Annotated in this window: 18 protein-coding genes; all 18 read right to left on the bottom strand. The window is 39.6% G+C overall.

What is annotated here, in order from left to right; all coding sequences use genetic code 11:
• Positions 1 to 4: 4 nt before the first annotated feature.
• The 18 genes from wbjC to F5I99_RS05120 all read right to left on the bottom strand — a co-directional run bounded on the left by wbjC (position 5) and on the right by F5I99_RS05120 (position 18,905).
• Complete coding sequence (gene wbjC / locus F5I99_RS05205; protein WP_151053973.1) at positions 5 to 1,126, bottom strand: UDP-2-acetamido-2,6-beta-L-arabino-hexul-4-ose reductase; 1,122 nt, start codon at positions 1,124 to 1,126, stop codon at positions 5 to 7.
• A 3-nt stretch (positions 1,127 to 1,129) separates the two neighbouring features.
• Positions 1,130 to 2,164 carry a polysaccharide biosynthesis protein gene (locus F5I99_RS05200; RefSeq protein WP_151053972.1) on the bottom strand — a complete coding sequence of 345 codons (1,035 nt, stop codon included), beginning with the start codon at positions 2,162 to 2,164 and terminating at the stop codon, positions 1,130 to 1,132.
• 17 nt (positions 2,165 to 2,181) lie between these two features.
• Entirely contained in the window at positions 2,182 to 2,967 is a 786-nt protein-coding gene (locus F5I99_RS05195) for an AglZ/HisF2 family acetamidino modification protein (RefSeq protein WP_151053971.1), read from the bottom strand.
• Positions 2,968 to 3,588, bottom strand: coding sequence for an imidazole glycerol phosphate synthase subunit HisH (gene hisH, locus F5I99_RS05190; protein ID WP_151053970.1), 621 nt, complete (start codon positions 3,586 to 3,588; stop codon positions 2,968 to 2,970).
• Positions 3,585 to 4,718 (bottom strand): N-acetyl sugar amidotransferase, encoded by a 1,134-nt coding sequence (locus tag F5I99_RS05185; RefSeq protein WP_225307564.1) that lies wholly within the window; start codon positions 4,716 to 4,718, stop codon positions 3,585 to 3,587. Before F5I99_RS05185 ends, hisH begins: the two co-directional genes overlap by 4 nt.
• A complete protein-coding gene (locus tag F5I99_RS05180) occupies positions 4,708 to 5,886 on the bottom strand; it encodes an oligosaccharide repeat unit polymerase (RefSeq protein WP_151053968.1) in 1,179 nt (392 codons plus the stop codon). Before F5I99_RS05180 ends, F5I99_RS05185 begins: the two co-directional genes overlap by 11 nt.
• 98 nt (positions 5,887 to 5,984) lie before the next feature.
• The gene (locus tag F5I99_RS05175; RefSeq protein ID WP_191905956.1) at positions 5,985 to 7,223 is read right to left on the bottom strand and encodes an oligosaccharide flippase family protein; all 1,239 of its coding nucleotides are present in this window, start codon (positions 7,221 to 7,223) and stop codon (positions 5,985 to 5,987) included.
• Between the two features lie 12 nt (positions 7,224 to 7,235).
• Complete coding sequence (locus F5I99_RS05170) at positions 7,236 to 8,576, bottom strand: capsular polysaccharide export protein, LipB/KpsS family (RefSeq protein WP_151053966.1); 1,341 nt, start codon at positions 8,574 to 8,576, stop codon at positions 7,236 to 7,238.
• A gap of 27 nt (positions 8,577 to 8,603) precedes the next feature.
• Entirely contained in the window at positions 8,604 to 9,788 is a 1,185-nt protein-coding gene (locus F5I99_RS05165; RefSeq protein ID WP_151053965.1) for an acyltransferase family protein, read from the bottom strand.
• A 47-nt stretch (positions 9,789 to 9,835) separates the two neighbouring features.
• Positions 9,836 to 10,891, bottom strand: a complete 1,056-nt coding sequence (gene pseI / locus F5I99_RS05160; protein WP_151053964.1) for a pseudaminic acid synthase — start codon at positions 10,889 to 10,891, stop codon at positions 9,836 to 9,838.
• On the bottom strand, positions 10,888 to 11,403 hold the full coding sequence (pseH, locus tag F5I99_RS05155) for a UDP-4-amino-4,6-dideoxy-N-acetyl-beta-L-altrosamine N-acetyltransferase (RefSeq protein ID WP_225307563.1): 516 nt from the start codon (positions 11,401 to 11,403) through the stop codon (positions 10,888 to 10,890). Before pseH ends, pseI begins: the two co-directional genes overlap by 4 nt.
• A complete protein-coding gene (gene pseG / locus F5I99_RS05150) occupies positions 11,400 to 12,488 on the bottom strand; it encodes a UDP-2,4-diacetamido-2,4,6-trideoxy-beta-L-altropyranose hydrolase (protein ID WP_151053963.1) in 1,089 nt (362 codons plus the stop codon). The genes pseH and pseG overlap by 4 nt, the downstream gene beginning before the upstream one ends.
• Positions 12,485 to 13,204, bottom strand: a complete 720-nt coding sequence (locus F5I99_RS05145) for an acylneuraminate cytidylyltransferase family protein (RefSeq protein WP_225307562.1) — start codon at positions 13,202 to 13,204, stop codon at positions 12,485 to 12,487. The genes pseG and F5I99_RS05145 overlap by 4 nt, the downstream gene beginning before the upstream one ends.
• Positions 13,198 to 13,953 carry an SDR family oxidoreductase gene (locus F5I99_RS05140; RefSeq protein ID WP_151053961.1) on the bottom strand — a complete coding sequence of 252 codons (756 nt, stop codon included), beginning with the start codon at positions 13,951 to 13,953 and terminating at the stop codon, positions 13,198 to 13,200. Before F5I99_RS05140 ends, F5I99_RS05145 begins: the two co-directional genes overlap by 7 nt.
• A complete protein-coding gene (locus tag F5I99_RS05135) occupies positions 13,950 to 14,858 on the bottom strand; it encodes a Gfo/Idh/MocA family protein (protein WP_151053960.1) in 909 nt (302 codons plus the stop codon). Before F5I99_RS05135 ends, F5I99_RS05140 begins: the two co-directional genes overlap by 4 nt.
• Positions 14,855 to 15,718 (bottom strand): aldo/keto reductase, encoded by an 864-nt coding sequence (locus tag F5I99_RS05130; RefSeq protein ID WP_151053959.1) that lies wholly within the window; start codon positions 15,716 to 15,718, stop codon positions 14,855 to 14,857. The genes F5I99_RS05135 and F5I99_RS05130 overlap by 4 nt, the downstream gene beginning before the upstream one ends.
• Positions 15,715 to 16,875: a UDP-4-amino-4,6-dideoxy-N-acetyl-beta-L-altrosamine transaminase gene (gene pseC / locus F5I99_RS05125; RefSeq protein ID WP_151053958.1), complete on the bottom strand. Its 1,161-nt coding sequence runs from the start codon at positions 16,873 to 16,875 to the stop codon at positions 15,715 to 15,717. The genes F5I99_RS05130 and pseC overlap by 4 nt, the downstream gene beginning before the upstream one ends.
• Positions 16,876 to 17,255: 380 nt before the next feature.
• Complete coding sequence (locus F5I99_RS05120; protein ID WP_225307561.1) at positions 17,256 to 18,905, bottom strand: MBL fold metallo-hydrolase RNA specificity domain-containing protein; 1,650 nt, start codon at positions 18,903 to 18,905, stop codon at positions 17,256 to 17,258.
• Positions 18,906 to 19,380: the final 475 nt, after the last annotated feature.

The raw sequence follows: 19,380 nt of genomic DNA, 5'->3' as shown, positions 1-19,380 counted from the left end.
ATTATTACTTCACAGCAGGCGTTAGTGGGCAAGCGTAAGTATCGGGTTTTTCTCGATCAAAGATTTCATTTGCCCATAGCATCACGATCATTTCATCATCACCAATATTGGTTATGTCATGTGTCCAGCCGGGAACTGTTTCAACAATTTGTGGTTTATCACCATTAGTCACCAGCTCATAAAAGTCACCTGTATGCATATGACGGAACTTAAAACTGGCTTTACCTTTAATGACTAAAAATTTTTCGGTTTTGGTATGGTGATAATGACCACCTCGGGTTATCCCAGGATGAGCAGTAAAGAACGAAAACTGACCTGCATCCGGAGTTTTTAACATTTCGACAAATACGCCACGCGAGTCACTATGCTTAGGGACCTCGTAGGTAAAATTCTCTTTTGGCACATAACTTAGATAGGTTGAGTACAATGCACGTACCAGACCAGTACCTACTGGCTCGGTGATCAATGTCTGGCGGCTATCGTGAAAACGATAGAGTTGCTCAGCCAAATCGCCCACTGTAATTTGGTACACTGGGCTAACTTCTGCAAAGGTTGAAGCTTCAAGCCTGCCATCTAGTAAGGCTAGAAAGTGCTTAATAACATCATCGACATAAACCAAGTTAATCATCGCAGCCGGATCATTAACCTGAATAGGCAGATCATTGACTATGTTATGACAAAAGGTAGCAACCGCCGAGTTATAGTTAGGCTTAGCCCACTTACCAAACACATTTGGCAAACGGAATACAGTCACCGGTATACCCTGCTGTTCCTGTAGTGCTAACAATGCATTCTCAGCTTCACGTTTCGACACACCATAGGGGTTATCCAACCCAGCCTGAATTGAAGAGGTATACACAAGCGGTGCTTTACAACCAGAACTCTCTATAGCATTGGCCAACTGCTGGCTCAAACCAACATTACCTGTAGAAAATTCCGCAGGATCTTTCGGACGATTAATACCTGCAAGATGAAAGATAAAATCAACATCCACAAGCAATACGGGAAGATCTGATACCCGGTGCTCACGAGTGAAACAGACAACCTCAATGTCTTTACGCTCAGACAGGTGCAACAGCAGATTCTTACCAATAAACCCATCAGCCCCCGTCACCAAAACTCGCATAAGTTATTCCTCTGGGGTAACGTAACGGCCTTCGCGAAGTCCACGGATAAACTCCAATTTCAGCAACAGTTGCTGCATTGCGACAACATCCAAACGTTGGGTGTTGTGTGAGTTGTAGTCTTCAGCATTTGAAATTTGTTCTTCACCCTGTTCAACAAACTTACCGTAATTCAGATCACGTAAATCTGGTGGAACACGGTAATAACCTCCCAGGTCTTCAGCACACACCATTTCTTCACGGCTTAACAATGCTTCATACAATTTTTCGCCATGACGGGTACCAATAACATTGATTGGGTAACCCTGCTTACCCAAAAGTTCGGACAGAGCCTGCGCTAAAACTTTAACTGTTGCAGCCGGAGCCTTTTGAACGAACATATCGCCATTATCGCCGTGCTCAAAAGCATACAATACTAGATCAACAGCATCAGCTAATGTCATCATAAAGCGGGTCATGTTCGGATCAGTAATAGTTAATGGCTTACCAGAACGTATCTGATCTGCAAACAAAGGAATCACTGAGCCACGAGAGGCCATGACATTGCCATAGCGCGTACCACAGATAACCGTTTTATCTGGATCAACGTTGCGAGACTTAGCAACCATCACTTTTTCCATCATTGCCTTGGAAATGCCCATAGCATTAATGGGATAGACTGCCTTATCTGTACTTAGGCATACCACACGTTTGACTTCATTTTGAATGGCCGCTTCCAGAACATTTTCAGTACCCAACACATTGGTTTTTACTGCCTCCATGGGATGAAACTCGCAAGAAGGCACTTGCTTTAGTGCTGCAGCATGGAAAATATAGTCCACACCACGAGTTGCATTCAACACACTCTGATAATCCCTGACGTCTCCAATATAGAACTTCAGCTTAGGATGTGCATAACGCTTGCGCATATCATCCTGTTTCTTTTCATCACGGCTGAATATACGTATTTCTGCAATATCAGTATCTAAAAACCCTTTTAGTACTGCATTTCCAAAAGAACCAGTACCACCAGTAATCAATAAAATTTTATTGGTAAACAAAACATATCCCTCATTAATTAAGCTTTTAATGCATCATGGCACAGCTTTATTTTCTGCTCGGGTGTTGGGTAGTTAATGAGCACAGCCCGATATTTACCCTTGAATACAAACAAGCTACCCGCAGCAGCACCTACCACGCCAATACTAGTGATTAATTGACTAATATGATCAAGAGAGCCTGCACCACCAAGAAATGTGACTGGAACATTTAGAGCGTTCTTTATCTGAGAGGCATACTCAATATCGTAACCTTGCATCTGACCATCCTGGTCAACAAAATTGATCACAACTTCACCAGCTCCTGCATCCTGTAAGTTCTTTACCATAGCCAGTGGGTCTTGCTTAATCACTTGAGTCGCATTATGTGTACATATCTCATACCCTTTGGAAAACAGACCCTTTTTCTTACGTACATCAAGCACAGCTACTACAGATTGGCGACCTACTGCAGCGGACATTTCAGTCAACAGATATGGAGTCTTTATAGCAGCAGAACTCACCGCAACCTTCTCAACACCCATATCCACAATACGCGATGCCTGGTCTGCAGTAGTAACTCCACCACCGTAACACAGCGGCATACGACACTCTGCTGCCAACTTTGCAATCAGTCCAAAATCAGGGGCCACACCCTTAATGGAGGCATCAATATCAAGCACCATCAATTCGTCAGCTTCTTTTTCATTAAAAATCTTAACGGCATTAATAGGATCGCCAACGTATTTAGGGTTTTTGAAGCTCTGGGTTTTGACCAAGCCACCCTGATGAACAAGCAAGCAAGGAATGATTCTAGGCCTCAGCATTCAATCTAGCTCCGCAAAATTTTTCAATAATTGGGCACCCCAGTGGTGGCTTTTTTCAGGATGGCATTGCACACCGTGAATATGGCCTCGTGAAACTACAGCATCAAAGTCCATTCCATAATGGGCTGTAGCAGCGACATCATCTTTATCTCTTGCATCAAAGTAGAAAGAGTGCAAAAAGTAAAACTGAGGTGCCGAATCAAAACCCTGTAAAAATAGCTTTGAGCCTGGCCTAGGATTTAGCTCGTTCCAGCCCATATGAGGCATAGGAAGACTGCTCATTAATGGATTATCAGAAAATGCTTTTACTCGCCCAGGAATCCATCCCAACCCTGATAAGGAGCCCTCATCAGAACCTTCAGCCAGCATTTGCATACCGACACATACACCGACAACGGGCACGTTCTGTTCAAGGACCATACGATCTAAAGCTGAACGCATCCCAGAATCATTGAGTCTTTGCATAGCATGATCAAAGTGCCCAACACCGGGCAACACCAAACGTGTAGCATCATGAAGCTGCTCCTGTGTCGTTGCACGTTCAGCCTTAATGCCAAGCCGTTTGAACAAAGTCATAAATGCCTGAATATTGCCAACCCCATAATCTACAATTCGAATCAACGGAAATACCTCTTCTCCAAACCGACCCAACGTAAGACATTAGCACCTAAGCCAATTAGCATGCGTTTATTTTTATAATCACGATAGCTTTTTTTTGGCATATCGAACAATTCCTGCAACTCAGAAACCGTTAGATCCAGCTTATGAGCAACATACTCAAACTCCTGCTCAAGAAAATGTTCATCCATTTCAGGGCGAGAAATTCTGTCAAGCGCATCTTCACGGGTCATCTGACCTGTCATAATTAAACTGGAGAAATGAGCACGACGTTTTTCAAAGCCAAATCGACGCGGTAACCAATAGTCTTCATAAAAGCGGGTAAAGCGTGATTCATGGTGCTTGTGTTTGAAGCGCTGCCAACCAAAAAGGTGCCCAAGCTCCTCCTCTGCATCTTGTTTAACATAAGGTACCAAGTTAAGTGGATGATGGACCTTCATACCCAGTATTTTCTGATACCAAAGCTTGTATACAAGAATGTCGGTTAAGGGAAAGGATTTAAGCTCACCATCACCAAACTGATGCCAGATATCACCGAACAGGGTTTTATCAATACCCAGATACCCTCCCCATTCCTCAGGCTCTCGGCAGCACTCTGTTGAAAAATTTGAACCAGTAATGATGTGTTTGATCCTATGTTTACGCGCAAATTTATACAGACCTGAGAAAAAGGCAGCATCCTGTACGAGGTCCTGGTCAGGGATACCAGATCGCAGGAAAGCAACCTGTAACCTCTTCATTTCATCCCAGTTAATAACTTCTGTGTACAAATCCAAGCCTAGACCATCAACCAGTTTTTCAATATTGCCAACCGCTTGGTCAGTGTTCCACCCCGCATCAACATGAAATAAAAGGGGACGTAATCCCATCTTCTCTTTAGCAATATAAGCGGCGTATGAGCTGTCTAAACCGCCCGACAAACCAATAATGCAGTCAAAATCATGACCCTTGCTACTACTCTGAATGCGTTCAGCTAACAACTGAAGCTCTGCAGTTCCTTTTGCTGCTGTATCCCAAGATGGTTTAATATTTAATTCATAATTATTGCAATAATTACAAACACCTTGGACATCAAAAACAATATTTGGATCAGTGGAATCCATTATACATTTAGAGCAAATATTATGGTGCACTTTCAAAATCCCGTTTTAGTTTTAGCGAGCATAGAAAAATAATAATTAAAAAGAATAAAAATGAAAATCCATTAGCAACATTTGCAATATTAAAAAATGGTGCAAAAAGAAAAGTTACGCACAAATAAGTCAATAAAAACTTATTAAACAAAATTAAATGTTTATAATTACATACCAAAGAACCAAAGACAAAACCTAGAAAAGCGGCAACAAAAACCGACCCAATAACACCAAAATCCACATAGATTGACCCAGGTAGAGACAAATAAACGCCTCTAAGTAGAAGATCATCAAAACTCGATTCAAATATATTTGAACTGAACAAGAAATCAAACAATCTAGCAATCAAAGGAAAATTATAAACACCCTTTAGAAATGGAGAATAATCAATATAGAAATATTGATCTAAGTAATTCAAAGCGTGAGTAATATAAAAAACAAGGTATGACCAAACAGAGTATACAACTAGAGGAAAACCGTCATAATCAGGAATTGCAATATCAACATTATAGTCATTTACCAAATGAAGAATCATATAATCAAGAGGCATACCTTGAGCAAGAAATCGATCCACAAACATTTTCAAAGAATAAAAAAAACCAATCAATAACATTAACAATATTAAAAAAATCAGCCTAGGTGATACAGATCTAAAAATTATTTTTTTATCAAAATATAAAGCAGAAAAAACTAAAACAAAGGCAACACTTATAAAAAACGCATTTCTGCCTCCAGATAAAAACATACTAAAAAAACCTAAGATAACAAAAAGCCAGAAAAATGCATTTAGAACAAACTTCTTAAAAGGATTAAGAATGAACAAAACTAGAGCAATAGGCGTACTTGCAGACAAAAGAGATACCAAGGCACCAATCAATGAGTTACGCGGTCCGGTTAAATGCTCTTTTTCTCTTTGCATAACAATTTCAGAAATTGCAGCACCTTTTATTAGAAAATAATCATAAAAGCTAAATATCACATACATTACAGCAGAAAAAAATAAAACTTTTCTTATCAGAATGAAAACCTCACTTACATACGCAACATTATTTTTTAATTGTGTTTGAAAATGAAAACTTCGGAAATAATGCCCCCCTATAAAGTATGAGAAGGAATAACTTAGCACCAAAACAAACAAGAAAATAAAAATAAAAAGTTTGGTGTCCATGGTTAACGATTCGAAACTTAATGGCCCGAATGATCTTAAAAAAAATACAAAAATCCATGGAAATAATAAAATAGACAAAAATAAATAATATCTTAGCTTTATGTACAACATACATCACACTTACTGTCATTAAACTTCAACATATATATCATCTGAAACATAAAAACAATAAACTTTCCAGCAAAAAAAACAAATGCAAACCAAGCCACTCCCAAACCAATATTTCCAATTAACAAAAAACCAACTATCAGAAACACTAAAGACAGCAATGAGTATAATGCCAACATTCTTTCTTTAGATATAGAAATAAAAAACCAGTCCAAAAGAGAACTAGCAAAAGAAAAAACTGCTGCAAAATAAATTAATGGGAATATCATGAATGTTACCGGATCATTATACTGTTCGAAATACACACCAACCAACCAATGATAAATATCATAAATCACAGGATAACTGAAGAACAAAACAATAAACAAACAAATAACAGCAATAGTTAAGTTTCTTTTTAATTTTGATTTCTTTTCGTCCTCACTGGCAAATCTTAAAATATTCGGGCCAACAACTGACATAATAACACTACTAGACAACAAAGATGCCTGATAGATAATAAACACAAACCCATAAAAACCCAAATGCAAACTTCCCAAATATAAAGATATGAATATTTTATCTAAAACAACAGCCCCATTTCTTAGCATAGTAGAAATACAGAATGAATATCCTTGAAAAACTATGGTTTTAATTTTTTCAATAGATATTATTCCTTTCATCGACTGCCCACTAAATATAAAACATACGAAAACTATAAAGAATATTGCTAAAGACCCTATCAACTCAGCATTTACAGCTTGCTGAAAACTAGACAACGAACTACTAAAACTTATAATAGCTACAACAATAGCTGCTTTAGCGGCCATCATTCCAGAAAATTTCAATAAAGCAGATTCAGTTCTGAAATATGTTTCAAAAATACTAAAAGGCAATGTAACTAGAGCTAGCAAGGCAGCGGAGTTAAACACAAGCCTATACTCTAAACTCAAAGCTAATGAAATAGGAAATAACAAAGCCACCCCCAAAGACACACCAAGCAAACCATTTAAAAGGGCTTCATTTCTTATCACCTGTCTTGCATAGCTATTTTTTACTAAACTTCCTATTTTCAAAACATATTCATTAGCACCAAAAGAGAATACATATATAAAATATACATATATTGACATAGTTAAAACATATAATCCAAACTCACTTTTATCAATTATCGCTGCCAATAGGAAAAACTTATAAAATGATAAAGCAGCCCCACAAATAAAAAAAGAAAGATATGCTAACTTATGCATTATCGAACTCATTTATATTTTCTCAATATATGCTTTAAGAGATGTAGACAATTTTTTTACTTCTACTACATGCTCATCATTTTCTTCACACCAAGATCCATCGAATCTAACTCGGCCTTCCAAACAGCCTTCAAGCAAATATCGAACAAGTTCTTTTTGGTTAATCGAAGCATGATCATTATAATAGTCTTCAATGAATTTTTGTATTTCAACAGTACTGGTACTCATTGAAAATATCAAACAATTAAAACTTTTTGGAAAATAATAGGGCCTACTAGCACATAAAACGGGCTTATCTCTAATTGCTGATTCGAAACCAACGCTGCCAGTCCATACCAATACAGCATCATAATAGTTCAAAAGAGAGTTTGATTGCACATAGGTTGGACAGAAAATAACATTTTCGCATGACTTCAACCTTTTATAAAATCTACGGCTTCGATAGCCTACAACATTAGGATGCTCTTTAATTAAGAAGTTAATGTTTTTATGTTTTTTTATAAAATCTACTAATATACATTCATAATCAATAATATCACGCGACGAACACCAGTAATCAATTGTTGCTTCTGGAAACATCTGCAGAGGGACATATATTACAGTTGACTGTGTACCTTTAAGTTTTTCCAGATACTTATACTCGCCAGGATCTATCACTGGTATAAAAGATGCTAATTGCGCTGAAGTTATATGCGCTTGCCAATAATGATAGTTATACTTTTCTTCGGAGAATATTCTTTTAAGAAAAAAGTAAGGTATTTTTATTAAATTTCTTGTCCAGTTTTTTATTGCATTATAACGAATAGTTTGTTTGGAGTTAACTACAAAGCTAGGCAAGTATTCTTTGCTCAATAAATCATTCAGTACAACATCTACTTCTTCAGCAGTTACATTTCTAGATTTAACATATTCACCACGAATACTAACTCTATAGCATCCATTTACAAATGCTGTAACAAGCCCTATACAAGGAATATTACGTTTTTTAGACTCAATATTTAACAAGTCCATAATATATGAATCTATAGTTTCTGTTAACACAATATCGGGGCGGAGAATACTTAAGGTTTCACAAATAGCTTTTCTCATACAGTTTACATGAAGCAATGCTTCATTGATTTTCAAAGCCCTTAGCAGACGACATCTAGCTATAATATCTAGATCTTCTTCTGTTATTTCATATGTATTGTTTTTATTTTTAACTACCTCTTCGTAATAAATATCACAAAGACCAGATTTATCAACTTTCTTATGCCCACTCAATATATCGCACTTTGCACTCGGATACATTTCCTTAACAAGATAGGAAAAATATGCATCACTCCATGGACCTGCATGACAGAGAAACTTCACCACTTAACCTCTTTTAAAATACATCAATTATCGCACTTTACTTACAAGATGCTTTATTAATTTTTTATCTTCTAAATAGCATGCTATTATGTAAGAAATTGAAAAACAGAATAGTAGTGCGAAAACCATCACTAATAACCTTTCAAGCCAATCATCAACAATTAAATTTGTTAAAACAAAGAAAATCATAAAAACCGGAAAATGTAAAAGATAAATAGTATATGAACAACCAGATATTTTACTCACAATTTTATACAAATTTAAAAATTTACAGATTTTTCCACATCGATTCAACATAACAGGCAACAAAAATGAAAATATAATCCCAAGTGGATAATAACTCCGATACTCATACCAAGTATCAACTCGATTATTATAAAAATAAAGCCATATAAATAAAAACAGTACAGATCCAGAAAATCCAATTGTAGTTGAGACATGCTTGCTATAGTTAGTTTCAATGTGGGTCATTGCAAAAGCCACAAACCATACACTCCAGCCGTAACACCACCATTCTACATATTCCCAACTAGAATAAAAAATAATTACTAAAAAAGCATATGCGAAAAAATAACTTTTAAAAATAACCCATGTAAAAACTAAGGCAGCCATGTAAAACCAGAACTCATAAGCAATTGACCATAACGGTCCATTTAAGACTGGCGAATAAAATCCAGAAAACATATCATTAATGAGCAGACTTGAGCCTAGTATGTTTTTCCAGCTTAACGTCAAATTTTCACGAGCTACATATATCTCATCTCCTTTCGTGAAATCATCACTAGACGAAATATCAATAGAATACAATAAATAATGGATAACCATTAATATAAAGATACTAAAAATTAATGGTGGGTATATTCTAAAAAACCTTAATAAAAAATACTCCTTACAATCAAAAACTTTATTTTTATTGATATTGTTAATTATGGAATAATAAATTAAAAATCCGCTTAAAGAAAAAAATATCATTACACCAAATTGCCCACTATACCTAAGTATATACAATAAAAACTGCCATTCTTCAAGTGACTCAGTGGGATTCCAATATGGATAAATAAATATTTGTAATAAATGGGCATTAACAACTAACATCAGAGCAACAACACGCAAAAAATCAAGAACAAAAGATTGCTGGCATGTAATAAATGGTGCTGAAAAACCAAACTGCTCAATGCGCGATTTTATATTTTTTTTAAAAAATTTATGCATGTATTTTTACTTAGTAACCAAGTCGCTTGGTATTAAATTTTAATCGCTTATAAAGCAATACATTCTATTTTAACAGCACTGAATTTTTGTATATCCTTACTTACTCTCTTACCTATTAATTTAATTAATTCTTTTGGTGGTAATCCATAGCCAGGTCTTACGCTACGAATACAATCCTCACCGATCACGTCACCAGCCTTCATGTCTTTAACAAAGTAAAGCGAACGACGGAATTGAGCATTGCTCTGTTCACTACTTTTACGACCATAATCTACTTTTCCAAGGGCTTGCCAGGCGGTTTTACTATCTCTACAGAGCGCAAATAGTTCTGCAGGCTCCAACGAGAAACTATCATCAGGACCACCACCGTTACGATCAAGAGTAAAGTGCTTTTCAATTATGCTGGCGCCCAGTGCGATACTGGTAATCGCAGTAGTATTATCAAGAGTGTGATCTGAAAGTCCTGTCACCAAACCAAAACGCTCTATCATGTCAGGGATAGTGTGTAAGTTATAATCCCCAGCTGGAGCCGGATAGCCACTTACACAATGTAGAATTGCCAACTCTTTACAACCTGCACCCTTGGCAGCATCTATAGCTTCCTGTATTTCTTCGGCATCGGCCATACCGGTTGAAATAATCATCGGTTTACCAGTACGAGCCACATATTCTATCAAAGGTATATCAATAGCTTCAAAACTAGCAATTTTGTATGCAGGTGCATTTAGACTCTCTAACAAATCCACTGCAGTAGCATCAAAGGGAGAACTGAAAATGGTTATACCTATTTTTTGTGCATATTCAAACAAAGGTTTATGCCATGACCATGGCATATGTGCTTCCTGATACAAGTCATAGAGTGTTCTACCATCCCACAATCCACCCTTTATGCAAAAGTCTTCACTATCACTATTCAAGGTAATGGTATCAGCAGTATATGTTTGCACCTTAACGGCATCAGCTCCTGCTTTTTTCGCCTCCTCTATAATTTTCAGGGCTGTTTCCAGCTTCCCATTATGGTTAGCTGATAACTCAGCTATGATGTATGGAGATTGCTTGGATGAAATAATCCGTTCGTCAATATTTATAGCTTTTACTGTCATAGTTTTTCTCGCTTGCTATGCCACTCAGTTTTCAGTAAACCAAAACAATATATATCATAATATTTTCCATCTATTTCAGCATGATCTCGTAAACAGCCTTCGTCAACAAAGCCTAGCTTTCTATGAAATTTAACTGAAGGCAGGTTAAAATCTAAAGCTTCACCAGAAACTTTATGCAATTGCATCTCATCAAAAGCATAGTTCAGAGCTGTTTTACCTAAACGTGTTCCCGCCCCCGTAGTCGCTTCTGGAGACAAATAAAATCCCCACTCTGCCCGGTGCTTGTTAATCGTAAATTGACAAAAACCGACTGGATTATAATAGTCATAATACAATAAAAGCTGGCGTGTAGGATCCCTACTTACTTTATCAAACCAATTTTGGTGTTCTGAAAGCGTTATCTCATGCTGAGTATACATAAACTTACGAATATCAGGATGATTTCTCCAAGTCAGTAGCAACGGTAAATCTTTATTAGTAATTGGCCTGAAATTTTTATTACTAATACTCATCGCTCCGCCTTGATATACTTAATAAGATGATCAACACCCTGACCATCTGTAATTTCAGAAGCCTTGTTTGCAAATTTAGCAAGCTTTCCTGTTATTAAGTCATTTAATACATTACTTAGGTTCCTGTGTAGATTATCAATGCTCAATCCCACACAAGCACCAGCATCCTGCAATTTTTTTGCGATCATTTGTTGATTTTCTGCTAAAACCATCATGACTGCTGGTAGCCCAAGGCAACATCGTTCCCACGAGGTTGCCCCTGCTGCACCGATTGCTAGATCACTATTTGACATCAACTCAGCCATATTACTGACGTCCACCCTCACCTCAGTTTTCCAATGTAATTTCCTAGCCTCTTTTCTAACAAACTCTATCCAAGGTGCCGTAGCACCCATTACTACGGTGATTTTACAATCAGTAGGCAGTAGGCACTGCCGCAGTGCTACCAGAACCTGACTGGTAATATTATCTTTATCAACTCCACCTAAATTGATGAGTATATGTTCAAGTTTGCCATGTTGACGACGCTTAAGGCTGTATTCCCGCCATTGAGAAAACTCTGGACGAAGTAACGCATATCGAGACCCACAAAATATTTTGCAATTTTTAGGGACTAAAGGTTGATAATCCAGCGGGTCTCGATCAAAAGTCTGATCTAGCAATAAATTACAATCGTGATGCCTGTCAGCTAAATCATCGATAACCATGATATTTTTACAGTATCGGCGTAGTTTTGATTGCCAACGATGATCCAGTGCATAGTGGTCTACAATCAGCCAGTCGGGATCTAAGCTTTGCAATAATGGAATACACTCTGCCTGATCGTCTTCCTGCGTTACACCTAACCAGTCAGAGTGAGCTAACAAATTTAGCTCACAGGTATCTAATTGTTTATCTGACGCAGGTAATAAGAAAACTCCATGACCTCGATCTTCAATCAATGAATATAAATGGCCGGTATGCTCTCGGCAAATGAAATGACATATACATCCCTTTTTGGATAACGCATCTGCCAATGTCAGGCAACGCATTACATGGCCGGTACCGATTTGAATGGAGGCATCAGTACGAATAACAATTTTCATTGATCAACTGTTATAGAATAGTTTTGAACATTTAGAAGGACTGATTTTGCAAATGCAAGATCATTAAAATCATCAATATCGACTGCACTTTCCCATGATATAGGTTCAAACGTATGATCCGGCCCATAAAAAGTATTGTGTTTCAGTAAGTCTTGTGCAGCAGCTATCCAAATAGCGCCAGTGGGACAGTAGAGCTCAGGTAAGTCCTGAGATCTTTTATCGAGGGCATCGGGAAAAAGTTTTTCTGGGCAGTTATTTTCATTCAGCTTTACGGCCCACCATGGATTCATCCAACCGTATTTGAAGCAACTGATCTGAAAACGCCTATGTTGCCGGTCGAATTGATGAGTTGCCTGTTGAATATCATTACTTGTACGCAAAGGACAATTTGCCATTAACTGTACAACAGTAGTGTAATCTTCATGCCAGAAATTCATTGCTTGTGTCAGAGCGCTAGTCGTTGCCTCACTCACAGTTGAATAGTCATCGGCACACTCCTTTCTCAAAAATGGAACCTCTGCTCCCCATTGCTTCGCAATATCAGCGATTTTAATATCATCAGTTGAAACTATAACCCTATCAAATAAATTCGATTTAAGAGCAGCCTCAATTGACCAAGCGATCATCGGCTTACCAGCGAAGTCAATGATATTTTTTTCCGGTATACGCTTTGATCCACCCCTGGCTGGAATAATGGCTATCCTTCGATTTACCATAAGGTCCATCCTCCATCGGCTACGAGCGTCTGACCTGTAACGGCACTGCTATTTTCGCGAACCAGAAAATCAAGAGGGCTAATGACTTCTGTATCTTTCAACATCCGTCTTGTAGGACTTAGATTTGCATAACGTGCCTTGAAAGCGTCATCAACACGCCCTTCAACTCCTCCATATGCAATACAGTTAACTCTTACCTGCTTGTCTGCCATACGTACAGCTAATTCTTTCGTCAAATGATTCAGAGCAGCCTTAGCAACTCCATATTGAATGGGTGACTGCTTGGGATAGTCGGTGTACAGATGTGGGTTGGCTGCCACCAAACCATATTGTGAACCAATATTGGTTATGGTTAGAAGCTCATCTGCCTGAGTATTGTAGAAAGCAAACGCAAGCTCATAAGGAATGACAACATCCATCAAGTATTCATTTAAGAAATCATCTCGGTCTGTTTGACCTAAGTCATTTGTTCTAAGTGAAGTCAGGCTTCGTGCATTGTTGACTAAATGATTAATGCGATAGCCTTCCGAATGAATTTCTGCAGCCAGCCTAGGTATAGTATCAATAGGTATTAAATCCGCCACAAAATAAATAAGATTTTCAGGTTGATTTAGCTCTTTAATCAACTCTTGAGCACGTTTTTCACAAGTCGATGTAAACAAAACCATCCAATCACATTTAACGAAGTGCTGCACAAACGCACGACCAAATTTTCCAGTACCACCTGTAATTAGGATCGTCTGTCTCATACTCTTCCTCTTTCTAGTAACTCTACAACTTGCCTGTTAAACATTTGTGGTGAGGCAATTTCTGAAGTTTTAATACCCCTGACAAAGGCTTCCAGAGCGGCTTTGAAAGCCGAAAAAGAATCAGAAAAAAATAAGTCTTTCCAGCCTGCTGTGCCCATAACCCTAATTGAAATTGGCGTCATAGCATCACCTGATGCCATGAAGTGAGTTTTTATACCACTCTTCCAAAGGACACTTAAGCTGCCAGAATTATCATCGGGTTCTATTTTCAGCGAATTTCCTTTAACAAAGCAAACAGGAGTATCCTCTGCAGGTAACATATTAAGAACGGGTTCGATAATATGAACGGCATACTTATCCCAAGACTTCGGTGTGAATGCCGAAACTATCTTAATTTCACCCAGCTGCTCTTTATCAGCTTGAGAAAGATAGAGTTCCTTAGAGTATCTTAAAGCAGAACAGGTAAAAATCTGGCCTGGATATTTTTCTAGCGCATATAGTTCCTCTAAGGCATCGCTAGACAAAGCCAGGGGCTTATCAATATATATTGGCAACCTGGCTTCCAAAAATGGCCTTGCATAATCCAAATGATTTTCAGCATCATCTCTAGCAAGAAGAACAGCATCGACCATTCCTAGCATATCCTCAGGATGAGTAACTGCCTTATCTATATTGCAGGCAGAAGCTATATGTTTTGATAGCTTTATATCTTGAGTCCACACAGCAACAACTTCAGCATCAGGAATACTACTTTCCGGCCAAGATTGCTGTTCTAGATAGCGCGGAATAACGGGATAACCACACTCTTCCATGATTTCAGGGTTATAACCATTAAAAATGGCACTCCATGAATACGGATGACCATTTCCTTCAGAAACCCCAATAACACCGAGTTTTAGCTTCATAATTTCCAACAACCTGGGTTAATTAATGCGAGATCACCAGATTTAAGTGAATCAGGAATTTCAGGAATTTTTACACTGACAGCATCCATAATTTCTGACAATTGCTTTACAGAATCAATACCCACGATAACTTTATCGATTTCTGGGTGGCTATTTAAAAATCCAAGACATGCTTCTAATGGCGATATATTCTCAGATATAAGCCACTCGTCAAAATGCGCAAAAATTCTATTCCACGTATTAAAATATGCAGGTCGGTCTATTGATTTCATCAAAAGCAAACCTTGCAGAAATGCTGATCTAATATGTACCTCAGCTCCACTTTCCTTCAGCCTCTGCAACCAACCTGTTTCAATTATTCTATGATCAATCAAGTTCATTGGGGTTTGAACAAGGTCAAAACTATAATACTGATATAACTGATCAAGCTGTTCCGGCTCATATATTGAAACTCCAATTTTTTTTATTATTCCTTTGCTTTTTAAGACCGAAAGGGTTTCAAAAATTTTTTCTCCCTCACTGCTCAGAAGTTCATGCGGTCGATGTAAAAGAAAACCATACAGGGAATCTACCTTCAGATTTTCGAGAGAATTTTTAACGGATTTTTCAATCCATCCAATTGTATCAAGGCATTTTGAATCACGGGGAGGTAGTTTGGAAACAATATTGAAATCATTCACTCCTGCAAGTCCAAGTGCATTTTCACTACTACCATATGCGGCCGCTGTATCTATAGTCGATATGCCATATTTTCTTGCTAATGACAGTATGCTTTTCACATCAGACAGACTCACATGCCCTTTTTTATTGGCGACCCCATAATCCATACCAAACTGAGCTGTTCCGAGGGCAAGTTTCATGATTGCAACAGCTCTTTCAACGCTTCGATCACATAGTCTTGTTCTGATTCTTTCAATGCCGGAAATAACGGTATACTTATAGCTTCAGAATAAAATTTTTCTGCCTCTGGATAATCTCCCACATGAAATCCCATATTCTGATAGTATGGCTGTGTATGAACCGGAATATAATGTACATTAACACCTATTTCTTTTGCTCGGAGAGCTTCGAATACTTCGACATGAGAAAGTGATATTTCATCAAGCTTCAACCGTATTACATACAGGTGAAACGCTGAGTAACCATCTTTATGCTGACATGGTGTAATCACTGGTAAGTTAGCCAATAGCTTATCATAACGTTTAGCAAGTGCATGCCTGCGTGCTACATAATGAACCAGACGGTTCATTTGACTTGCTCCGAGGGCTCCTTGCAAGTCTGTCATTCTGTAGTTGAAACCAAGGTCAACTTGTTGGTAATACCATGAACCTTCCATTGGTTTTGTCATAAGGCTTGGAGTACGTGTTATTCCGTGGCTACGTAATAGCGTTAATTTTTCTGCCAAATTAACATCATTGGTAACAGCCATGCCACCTTCTGCTGAGGTTATAATCTTAACCGGGTGGAAGCTAAATACAGTTATATTACTATATCTACAGTTCCCGATAGGTTCGTTTAGATACTTGCCACCAATAGCATGGGAAGCGTCCTCAATGATTTTAAATCCATATTTTTGTGATAGCGCATATATAGCTTTCATATCACAGGGCTGACCACTAAAGTGAACTGGTACTACTATCTTAGGTAACAAACCTTTTTTTTCTGAAGATATCAGTTTTTTTTCTAGTGCTTTCGGGCAAAGATTGTAGGTTTGAGGATCAATATCAACAAAGTCTACCTTCGCACCACAATATAAAGCGCAATTAGCAGAAGCGACAAAAGTATTTGGGCTTGTCCAAAGCCAATCACCATTTCCTAGCCCCAAAGAGAGGCATGCGACATGAAGTGCAGATGTAGCGCTGTTTGTGGCTATTGCAAACTTTGCATTGCAATGTCTAAGAACAGCCTCCTCAAACTTCGGAACAGCTGGTCCTTGTGTAAGATAAACGGATTTTAATACCTCATCTACTGCTTTGATGTCATCTTCGGTGACATCCTGCCTACCATATGGAATCATATGCTTTCCCAATTTAGAGTAAAATATTTTACCTGTATTTTTTTATATCTAAAGCCACTGATAACAAGTGATGTCGTCAAATTTTTCACGGATGAGCTTAGACTTTAAGTTTTTATGGAGTGCTTGCCCTGACTTATGCTGCCCTGCCAGCAGCATTTCACCCATTTCATGATGACCAAAACCAAACTGTTTTTTCAGGTAAGGTTCAACACCCTGTCCTCAGACAACAAATGCACCCAATCTATCAATGTATGAGTGGCAGTAGTCCCAAAAAGCTGAGGCGTTGTCTGGATTTGTTTACCTGGACTAGACATCTTGCGGTTGATACCTATGTTTATTTTCACTAACGGTATGAGCGCCTACGGACGACAGTGCTATTTCTAGGTTGCGCTATAGATACTAACAGGGCTGTTTATCTGGTGATAAAAGGCCTTGATTTTGTCCTTAAGTGCTTGCTTAGCACCCTCATCACCATGCACCAGTCGGATTTCTCTGGGCTTGTGCTTCATCCCTTTCACAAAGTTGACCAGCCCCTGTTGATCCGCATGTGCTGAGTAACCGCCGATGGTTTCAACCTGGGCGAGAATATCGTAGCGTTCGCCATCGAGTTCCACATAGCCGTTTTGTGGGCCATATTGTTGAATAATTTGCCCAGGCGTGCCTTCTGCCTGGTAGCCGACGAATAGCACGTCATGACGTTCATCACCGAGCATTGCCTTGAGATAGTTAACAATGCGACCGGCGTTACACATGCCACTGCCTGCAATAACGATGGCCGGACGGCCTGAGTTTGCAAGGTGATGTACCATTTTCAGGTGCGCATCATGGCTATCAACGGTTAGTAAGCTATCGAAAGCCAGCGGTTTGCGGCCTTGTTGCAGCCGGGTGTGTGCTTCTTCATCCCAAAAGGGTTTAAGCTCACGGTAGGCGTCGGTGAATTTTGTCGCTAATGGTGAGTCGAGAAGCACTGGCAATTCGCCATCGAGCATATCTTCGAATTCGTATAGCAGTTCCTGAGTACGGCCGATGCTGAACGCTGGAATCAGTATAGTGCCGTTATTTATTAGTGCTCGGTCGATGGCTGATTTGAGACGCTGCTTTCGCGTGGCGCGGTTGTCGTGATTCCGGTCACCGTAGGTGCTTTCCAGAACCAGTATGTCAGCCCGGTGAGGGGGTTTGGGTGCGGGTAGCAAGGGGGTGTGGCTTGCACCCAGGTCACCGGAGAAAACAATACGGGTTGATTTATGCGCCGTATTCGCCCGCGGAGCGGGCTCCCACAAGGGGGGTATATTCTGTAGAAGCTCACTCTGTGAGCGATGGATTGTGTTCGCCGCTTTCGCCCGCGGAGCGGGCTCCCACAAGGGGGATATATTCTGTAGAAGCTCACTCTGTGAGCGATGGATTGTGTTCGCCGCTTTCGCCCGCGGAGCGGGCTCCCACAAGGGGGATATATTCTGTAGAAGCTCACTCTGTGAGCGATGGATTGTGTTCGCCGCTTTCGCCCGCGGAGCGGGCTCCCACAGAGTTGAGGGCTCCAACAGGTCTATTTCTATGTAGGCGGAGCCCAGGATGTGACCGGCACGCTGGAGTCTGATCTGTACTTGGTGTTCGGACGTATCTATGAGTGTAAACCACTGTTTATAGGGTAATGCCACAATGCGTTGTTCGATGGTATTCAGATAGCGCTCAATTTGTGTTCGGTCGCGGCTAACGCCCAGTTTGAAGGCATCTTCCAATACCAACGGCAGCAGTTTCGCTGAGGGTTGAGAGCAGATAATCGGCCCTTCAAAACCTGCAGCCAGCAGCCAGGGTATGCGGCCTACATGGTCAATGTGTACATGGGTGGCGATCAGTGCCCTAACGCTGCTTATATCAAATTCTATTTTGTGGTGGTCAATGCTATCGCGGTTACTGGCTTCAGCGCCCTGGAACAAACCACAGTCAACTAGCAGGCTGTTATGTTCATTGATGTGTAACTGGTGGCATGATCCGGTCACGCCGTTTTTGGCGCCGTGGTGTTCAATGTACATGGGCAGATCCTTTTGCCGGGTTATTGTTCGCTCGCGGAGCGGGTTCCTGCAGGAGTGATGGGGTATATCTTTCGCCCGCAGAGCGGGCTCCTACATACCTGTTTACTCCCTGTGGGAGCTCACTTCTTGAGCGATGTTTTTAATCGCCCGGGGAGCGGGTTCCTACAGGAGTGATGGGGTATATCTTTTGCTCACGGAGCGGGCTCCTGCGAGGTTATCTTCAGGCAGGCTACCGCAGGGCATGTGCATTTTGCACTACCTTAGAGAGCGAGGTGTTTTCCTGTTGCTTACACTATTACAGCAGCCTCCAACGCATTTTTCTGCGTCTGCCATAGCTCTATTGTAGCGCAGCTGTTGTGAATAAGGCGACCCGATGAAGGTGTTCTTTAGATTATTTAGGGGGAGGGTTCGCCCGCGGAGCGGGCTCCTACATTGGGGGGGGTCGCCCGCGGAGCGGGCTCCTACAAAGTATCTA

The organism is Nitrincola iocasae, from assembly GCF_008727795.1.
GTDB lineage: Bacteria > Pseudomonadota > Gammaproteobacteria > Pseudomonadales > Balneatricaceae > Nitrincola > Nitrincola iocasae.
Note: the sequence above shows the minus strand (reverse complement) of the source record. Positions and strands in the feature narration are given on the sequence as shown.